This is a genomic window from Mesorhizobium sp. M7A.F.Ca.MR.176.00.0.0 (genome assembly GCF_004023165.1).
Taxonomy (GTDB): domain Bacteria; phylum Pseudomonadota; class Alphaproteobacteria; order Rhizobiales; family Rhizobiaceae; genus Mesorhizobium.
On record NZ_RZTC01000174.1, the window covers coordinates 1 to 8,092 of the forward strand.

6 protein-coding genes are annotated in these 8,092 nt (G+C 63.0%); 4 read left to right on the plus strand and 2 right to left on the minus strand.

Features of this window, described 5'->3' with window-relative positions:
• From EOB59_RS32390 to EOB59_RS32400, 3 genes are all read left to right on the plus strand, one after another.
• On the plus strand, nt 1-642 hold a 642-nt coding region (locus EOB59_RS32390; protein ID WP_164895821.1), incomplete at its 5' end, for an ABC transporter ATP-binding protein.
• An 8-nt stretch (nt 643-650) separates the two neighbouring features.
• Entirely contained in the window at nt 651-1,625 is a 975-nt protein-coding gene (locus tag EOB59_RS32395) for an ABC transporter permease subunit (RefSeq protein ID WP_128290144.1), read from the plus strand.
• A 4-nt stretch (nt 1,626-1,629) separates the two neighbouring features.
• A complete protein-coding gene (locus tag EOB59_RS32400) occupies nt 1,630-2,448 on the plus strand; it encodes an ABC transporter permease subunit (protein ID WP_013530251.1) in 819 nt (272 codons plus the stop codon).
• 23 nt (nt 2,449-2,471) lie between these two features.
• Here EOB59_RS32400 and EOB59_RS32405 read toward each other — a convergent pair whose 3' ends face one another.
• A complete protein-coding gene (locus EOB59_RS32405; RefSeq protein ID WP_127327951.1) occupies nt 2,472-4,322 on the minus strand; it encodes an AsmA family protein in 1,851 nt (616 codons plus the stop codon).
• Nucleotides 4,323-4,594: 272 nt separating this feature from the next.
• Here EOB59_RS32405 and EOB59_RS32410 point away from each other — a divergent pair, with 272 nt between their 5' ends.
• Nucleotides 4,595-6,553 carry an acetoacetate--CoA ligase gene (locus EOB59_RS32410; RefSeq protein WP_128290145.1) on the plus strand — a complete coding sequence of 653 codons (1,959 nt, stop codon included), beginning with the start codon at nt 4,595-4,597 and terminating at the stop codon, nt 6,551-6,553.
• A gap of 327 nt (nt 6,554-6,880) precedes the next feature.
• Here EOB59_RS32410 and EOB59_RS32415 read toward each other — a convergent pair.
• Nucleotides 6,881-8,092, minus strand: a 1,212-nt coding sequence (locus EOB59_RS32415; RefSeq protein ID WP_128290146.1) for a histidine kinase dimerization/phospho-acceptor domain-containing protein, incomplete at its 5' end; no start/stop codon positions are given.

An 8,092-nucleotide genomic window follows, 5' to 3' on the forward strand; every position in this document is an offset into this window, starting at 1 on the left:
GTCGCCAAGCGGCCGAAGGTGCTGCTGCTCGACGAGCCGCTCGGCGCGTTGGACAAGAAGCTGCGCGAAGAGACGCAGTTCGAACTGATGGATTTGCAGCAGAACCTCGGCCTGACCTTCGTCGTCGTCACCCACGACCAGGAAGAGGCGATGACCATGGCCGATCGCATCGCCATCATCGACAAGGGCGAGGTGATGCAGGTGGCAACGCCGGCCGAAGTCTACGAGGCGCCGGGATCGCGCTTCGTCGCCGGCTTCGTCGGCAATGTGAACATGTTCGAGGGCAAGATCGCGCGTGGCGAGGCCGGCAGCGCCAGCATCGATGCCGGCAACGGCCTCACCATCCGCACCGACAATGCCGGCACCGCCGGCGCCGGGACGGCCGTCACCTTCGCCATCAGGCCCGAAAAGATCAAGGTGTCGTCGAAGAAGCCGGCCGAGGCGGTCAACGCCATCGAGGGCGAGGTCTACGACATCGCCTATCTCGGCGACATGACCGTCTACCATGTCAGGCTGGACGACGGCCAGGTGGTGCGCGCGAGCACCATGAACGCGGCCCGCATCACCGAGGATCCGTTGAGCTGGAACGACCGCGCCTGGGTTTCCTTCCGGCCCGATGCCGGCGTCGTGCTGACGCGGTAAGGGCGACCATGTCGAGCGCCGCCGTCACCACCTCATCAGCCTCTCCGGCATCCAATGCCGGCAAATCCATCCTTGCCAGGCTGGGTGCTGCCTTCGTTGGCCGACTGGTCATCATCATCCCCTATGTCTGGCTGCTGTTTTTCTTCCTCATTCCGTTCGTCATCGTCTTCAAGATCTCGCTGTCGCAGACGGCAATCGCCATTCCGCCCTATACGCCGGCGCTCGATTTCAGCGGCGGCATTTCCGGGTTCCTGGCTCAGTTGAAGCAACTCAGCCTCGACAATTACACCTGGCTGACGCAGGACGCGCTCTACTTCAACGCCTATGTGACCAGCGTCATCATCGCCGCGATCTCGACGGTCCTGACATTGCTTGTCGGCTATCCCATCGCGTACGGCATGGCTCGCGCGCCGGCGACGATCCGCCCGACCTTGCTGATGCTGGTGATCCTGCCGTTCTGGACCTCGTTCCTGATCCGCGTCTATGCCTGGATCGGCATTCTCAAGCCCGAAGGGCTGCTCAATCAGCTGCTGCTCGCCACCGGCGTCATCCACCAGCCGCTGATCATCCTCAACACCTATACGGCGATCTTCATCGGCATCGTCTATTCCTACCTGCCGTTCATGGTGTTGCCGCTCTATTCCGCGCTTGAGAAGATGGATTATTCGCTGATCGAGGCAGCCAAGGATCTCGGCTGTCCGCCGACCAGCGCGTTCTGGAAGATCACCTTTCCGCTGTCGCTGCCCGGCGTCATCGCCGGCTGTCTGCTGGTGTTCATTCCGGCCGTCGGCGAGTTCGTCATTCCCGATCTGCTCGGCGGCTCGCAGACGCTAATGATCGGCAAGACGTTGTGGAACGAGTTCTTCGCCAATCGCGACTGGCCGGTATCGTCGGCCGTTGCCGTCATCCTGCTGTTGCTGCTGATCGTGCCGATCATGCTCTTCCAGCGGGCCCAGGCGCGCGCTCAGGAAATGGACAGGTGACCTCATGAACGCCACCTGGAGCCGCTTCAACATCACTTCGATCGTGCTTGGCTTTGCCTTTCTCTATCTGCCGATCGTGCTGCTGATCGTCTTCTCGTTCAACGAGTCGAAACTGGTCACGGTCTGGGGCGGTTTCTCGACCAAATGGTACGTCTCGCTGTTCCACAATCAGGGCCTCATGGACGCAACCTGGGTGACGGCGCGCGTTGGCCTGATCTCGGCCACGGTAGCGACCGTTCTCGGCACGCTGGCGGCACTCACCTTGACCCGCTACACGCGCTTCAAGGGCAGGGTGCTGTTCTCCGGCATGGTCTTTGCGCCGCTGGTCATGCCGGAAGTGATCACCGGCCTGTCGCTGCTGCTGCTCTTCGTCGCGGTCGGGCTCGACCGTGGCTTCCTCACCGTGACGCTCGCCCATATCACGCTGACCATGTGCTTCGTCGCCGTGGTCGTGCAGTCGCGGCTCATGACCTTCGACCGCTCGCTGGAAGAAGCCGCGATGGATCTTGGCGCAACGCCGGTGAAGACCTTCTTCCAGATCACATTGCCGGTCATCATGCCGGCGATCGTCTCCGGCTGGATGCTGGCTTTCACGCTTTCGCTCGACGATCTGGTCATCGCAAGCTTCACCTCCGGGCCGGGCGCGACGACGCTGCCGATGAAGATCTACAGCCAGGTTCGCCTCGGCGTGACGCCGGAAATCAACGCTGCCTGCACCATCCTGATCGCTGTCGTGGCGATTGGCGTCATCATCGCCTCGCTTGCCAACAAGCGGCGTGAGGTGCAGCGCCAGCTCGACGAGCAGGCGGCGCAGCGCGGGTGAAAGACAGGAGGCGCAGTGGCGGCCTATTCCCCCGAAACGCCGCGGCTGATCGGGGAAATGAACGGCGTGCTCCAGGTTCCGCCGACGAAGAACGATGACTGGTTGGGACCTTGCTGGCCGTTGGCCTGCGTTGCCGCCTGGTCAGGCTGAATGACGCCGCCGGACAAGGCCAGTCCGCGCCCGGCGTAGGACGCGATGCCGGACAGCCAGATCTTGTACTTCGCTGAATTGGCCTCGGCCTTGTCGATCCGCGCCACGCCCTTCGAAATGGTGGCCTTGATCTCGGCGCCGTCGATCGGCAATGTTCCGTCGGAGACGTCGTCGAGCGCGAAGAAGCCGCCCTGTTCGGTATGTTTGAGGAAGGCCGGCAGGTTGAGCTTGCTCAACGCACCCGGCCCGAAGGTCGCCGAGACCGAGCCGTCGGCATTGTCGAAGATGGAATCCCAGGTTCTGCCCGGCCCCTTGAGGATCACCGAGACGGTGCCCGTGCCGACCGGCACCAGCCGCGTCATCCCTGCCGCCGTGCCGAACGCACCGCCGTCGATGTCGGACGCCAGAAGGCGGATTTCGACCTGCGAGCCCTCCGGCTTGCGATCGAAGCGAAGGCTGGTCTGGATGTTGCCGCCGAAGGCCGAGGCATCGGAGATGTCGAATACCGACAGACCATCCTTGACCTGGGCGGTGGCGGCGACATCGGCGAGCTGGATAGGTCCCGCCGTGGCGTGGGCTGCCGACAGCCTCAGATCGAGATTGATCTTGTCGGCGAAACTTGTGTCGATTTCGCCGGGTCCCGCCCCTCCGGTCGGCACCAGCGGGGTGAAGGCCGAAAGAAACGATCTGAGGTCGAGCGTGTCGAAGGCGAGCGTACCGGAGATCACAGGTTGTGCGCCAAGCGAGAGGTCCAGTGCACCCATCCCCGGATTGTTGTCGAGTGCAATTGCCGTGTTGTCGAACTTGACGCGCCCGCCCGTCGCGGTGATCTTGCTCGAAATGCTGACCGAGCCGATCGCCGCACCCGGAGCGATGCCGGCCTGCGACCATTCCAGGACACGCCGCAGCGAGGGTGCCGAGAACTTCGCCTGACCGTCGAAATAGGTATTTTCAGACATGCTGGCCGTGCCGTCGAACGAGAAGGTGGCGGGCGCCGCCTTGAAGGACAGCGTCAGCGGCGCCGTGCCGCCGGCAAACAGCACAAGTGGTCTGGCCGAGGCGACGTCCAGCGCGACGCTTTCGCCCCGCCAGATCCCTGTTGCCGACAGCGTCGCATTGCTGTTCATCGCCGCCCAATTCGCCTGACCGTTTAAACTGCTCAGGATCTCGACGTCCTTGCCGCCGATGGACGCTACCATTCGGCCGTCGCGAAACTCGACCGTGCCGAAGGTGTCGGTAGGCAGCTTGTCGAGGTCCGGCTTGGCGGGGTCGGCATTGACCACGCCGCGCGCCGTGTCGATGGAACGCGTGATGCGCCCGCCGGTGGGGACAGCGGGCAGGAAAAGGCCGGCAGGCGTGCGCTGGACCCGGATCGTCGGCCGCACCAGCCGCGCCGTCGAAAACACCACGTCGCCGCGCAGCGCCGCCATGGCGGAAAGGTCGACCTCGACCCGTTCTGCCTCGACCACAGGCGGCGCCTCGGTGTCGGTCCATTGTGAAAGCGTCACATCGGTCAGGATTGCCCGGAATGTCGGCCAGACCTCGATGCGCGGCGAACCGTCGATGGCGACCCGGAAGCCGCTCCACGCGCTCATTTCCCAGGCGATGCGATCGCGCACGATACGGGTGGAGGCAATCAGCGGCAGGGCGGCAACGACCAGCGCGACGACGATCACGGCAGCGCCGATCGCCCATATTCCGCGCCGGATCATAGATGATGGCATATGGCCCCGTATGCTTCCATTCCGACAAATCGCCCGGCGGGTGTAACCCCGGTCGTCACCACGACCCCAGTCGTCACCACGACCCCAGTCGTCACCACGACCCCCAGTCGTCACCACGACTTCAAGTTGTCACTACGACTTAGGGCTGAGGCATTTCAAGTCTTTATGGCCCGGCGATGGCATTTGCGCACATCTGGTCGCATCAGCCGAACAAAATCTTGCTCTGCTGCGCTGCGATATGCATAAGCGATGGCGACCGTGGAGGAACGATCATGGCTGCCGGACAACCGCTCTGGACCCCGACGCAAGACCAGATTGACGCAGCACCCTTGACCGCCTTCACCAAGGCCGCCGGAGTGAAAGCCGGCGTAGCGTTTTCCTCGTATTCGCAGCTTCATGCCTGGTCGGTCGAGGACCGTGAGGGGTTCTGGAGCCTGATCTGGGATTTCTGCGGCATCGTCGGCGACAAGGGCGATAACCTGCTCGTCGACGGCGACAAGATGCCCGGCGCTTCTTTCTTTCCCGATGCGACACTGAATTTCGCCGAGAATCTGCTGAAGAAGACCGGCTCAGGCGACGCAATCGTGTTTCGCGGCGAAGACAAGGTCGAGCGCCGGCTGTCCTGGAACGCGTTGCACGCGCTGACCTCGCGGCTGCAGCAGCTTTTCCTGTCGCTCAAGGTGAAGAAGGGCGACCGCATCGCCGCCATGATGCCCAACATGCCGGAGACCGTCGCCGCCATGCTGGCCGCCGCCTCGATCGGCGCGGTTTGGTCGTCCTGCTCTCCCGATTTCGGCGAGCAGGGCGTGCTCGACAGGTTCGGCCAGATCGAGCCCGTCGTCTTCATCGCGCCGGATGGCTATTGGTACAATGGCAAGGCGATCGAAGTCGCCGACAAGATCGCCGCGGTCGCGGCCAAGCTCGGCACTGTCCGCAAGATTCTGGTCGTCGATTATCTCGGCACATCGAGCGATGTCGCCGGGGCCATCGACAAGGCGGTAGCGCTGGAAGAGGCGCTGTCGCCCTTCGTCGGCAAGCCCGTTGCCTTCGAGCCGCTGCCGTTTTCGCATCCGCTCTACATCCTGTTTTCGTCGGGAACGACCGGCATTCCCAAATGCATCGTCCATTCGGCCGGCGGCACGCTGATCCAGCATGTCAAGGAACACCGGCTGCATGCCGGTCTCACCGATGGCGACCGCTTCTTCTACTTCACCACCTGCGGCTGGATGATGTGGAACTGGCTGGTGTCGGGGCTCGCTTCGGGGGCCACGTTGCTGCTCTATGACGGTTCGCCCTTCTACCCCGACGGCAATGTGCTGTTCGATTTCGCCGATGCCGAGAAGATGACGTTCCTCGGCACCTCGGCCAAGTTCATCGATTCCGTGCGCAAGGCCGGCCTCAAGCCGATCCGCACGCATGATCTGGCCACGGTGCGGGCAATCTCCTCCACCGGCTCGCCGCTGTCGCCGGAAGATTTCCGCTTCGTTTATGACGGCATCAAGAAGGACGTGCATCTGGCCTCGGTCTCCGGCGGCACCGACATCGTCTCCTGCTTCGTGCTCGGCGTGCCGACGCAGCCTGTCTGGACCGGCGAGATCCAGGGACCCGGCCTTGGCCTTGCGGTCGATGTCTGGGACGATGACGGCAGGCCGGTCCGGCAGGAGAAGGGCGAGTTGGTCTGCACCAAGGCTTTTCCGGCGATGCCGATCGGCTTCTGGAACGACCCCGAGGGCAAGAAGTACCGGGCGGCCTATTTCGAGCGCTTCGACAATGTCTGGTGTCACGGCGATTTCGCCGAATGGACCGCGCATGGCGGCCTGATCATCCATGGCCGCTCCGACGCCACGCTCAACCCGGGCGGCGTGCGCATCGGCACGGCGGAGATCTACAACCAGGTCGAACAGATGCCGGAGATTCTGGAAGCACTGTGCATCGGCCAGGACTTCGACAACGACGTGCGCGTCGTCCTGTTCGTGCGCCTGGCCGCCGGCTCGCAGCTCGACGAAAATCTGGAAAAACGCATCCGCGCCAAGATCCGCAGTGGCGCCAGTCCCCGCCATGTCCCGGCCAGGATCGTTGCCGTGTCGGATATTCCCCGCACCAAGTCGGGTAAGATCACCGAACTCGCGGTGCGCGACGTGGTGCACGGCCGCGCCATCAAGAACAAGGAAGCGCTCGCCAACCCGGAAGCGCTCGACCTGTTCAAGAACCTGCCGCAGCTGGCCGAGTAGCTGCTACTGCATGTCGCTCAAAAGTGGTCCGGTTTTGAGACAACGACATGCATGAAAAAGGCCTTTCCGGCATGGTTAACGAAATATCTCGCTAGAATTTACCTAGATTTCATGAGTGGTACACATTCGTAAATTTTCCGGCACTCCGGTAAGGAGTTGTTAAGGTCCGGCGTCGATAGTCGCAGGTAACTTGAGGGAGAAATCCCGTTCCTCAGCCCCGAGGATCCGAATTCGCTCAAGCCCCCGTTGTGACAGCAATCCCATCTCTTAAGGCGCCCTTTGGGCGCCTTTTCTTTTTATCGGGACCGAACCGCGGAGAGGGCTGATCTATTCCGCGAGCACACGGGTCGACGGAAAAGCGACCTCGACCAGAGTGCCTTCGCCCGGTGTCGAATTGATGGTGAACCGGGCACGGTTGGCTTCCACCATCGCTTTGGTCAACGGCAGTCCAAGCCCGGTACCGTCACCGCGTCCGCGCTTCAGCGCGTTGATCTGCTTGAACGGCTTTAGCGCCTGCTCGATCTCGGCATGGCTCATGCCGATGCCGGTGTCGCGCACCCGCATGACGACGTCGCCCGACGTCTCATAGGCGGTCGAGACGATCACCTGGCCGCCGGCCTGGGTGTAACGGATGGCATTCGACAGGATGTTGAGCGCGATCTGGCGCACGCTGCGCAGGTCCGCCACCACTTCCGGCAGCCGCGAAGCGAAGCTGGAGCGGATGATGACCCGTTCGCGGTTGGCCTGCGGCTGCATCATCGCCACCGTCTCGGCCAGCGTGTCGTTGAGCGACACCGCTTCATAGGCCATCTCCTGCTGGCCGGCCTCGATCTTGGAGATGTCGAGCAGGTCGTTGACCAGATCGAGCACATGATTGCCCGAGCGGTTGATATCGCGCAGATAGTCGCGGTAGCGATCGTTGGCGACAGGTCCGAACTTCTCGTCGACCATCAATTCCGAAAAACCGATGATGGCATTGAGCGGGGTGCGGATCTCGTGGCTGATGCGGGCCAGGAAATCGGTCTTCTGCGAGGACGCGCGCTCGGCCACCGCACGTGCCTGCGTCAAGTCCTCTTCGGCCCGCTTCCACTGCGTGATGTCGCGAACGACGGCGCAGAAGCCGCTGTCGTTGGGCAGCCGACCGATGGTCATGAACAGCGGAATGAAGCGGCCTTGCGACTCGCGCCCGATCACCTCGCGTCCGTCGTTCATGACACTCGCCACGCCGGGCTCGGACAGTCCGTTGAGATAGTCGCGCGCCGCGCGCTGGCTTTCGATCGCAAACAGCGAGGCGAACGGCTTGCCGGTCACATCGTCGCTGTCGAAGCCGAACAGCGCTTCCGCAGGCCGGCTGATCGATCGGATGGTGCCGTCACGGCCGATCAACACGACGCCGTCGGTGGCGGTGTCGATAATGGTGCGCATCTCGGCGATGCGCGCCTTGAGTTCGGAAATATCCGGCTGCGTCTGCTCGTCGCCAACCACATGCAGGCTCGCCGGCGCATCATCCTCGCCGGAGCGTCGCACGACCAGCATCAG

What these genes read in the sequence shown, in the direction of transcription:
- EOB59_RS32395 (WP_128290144.1), top strand. Translation starts at nt 651, where the DNA reads ATGTCGAGCGCCGCCGTCACCACCTCATCAGCCTCTCCGGCATCCAAT.
- EOB59_RS32400 (WP_013530251.1), top strand. Translation starts at nt 1,630, where the DNA reads ATGAACGCCACCTGGAGCCGCTTCAACATCACTTCGATCGTGCTTGGC.
- EOB59_RS32405 (WP_127327951.1), bottom strand. Translation starts at nt 4,322, where the DNA reads ATGCCATCATCTATGATCCGGCGCGGAATATGGGCGATCGGCGCTGCC.
- EOB59_RS32410 (WP_128290145.1), top strand. Translation starts at nt 4,595, where the DNA reads ATGGCTGCCGGACAACCGCTCTGGACCCCGACGCAAGACCAGATTGAC.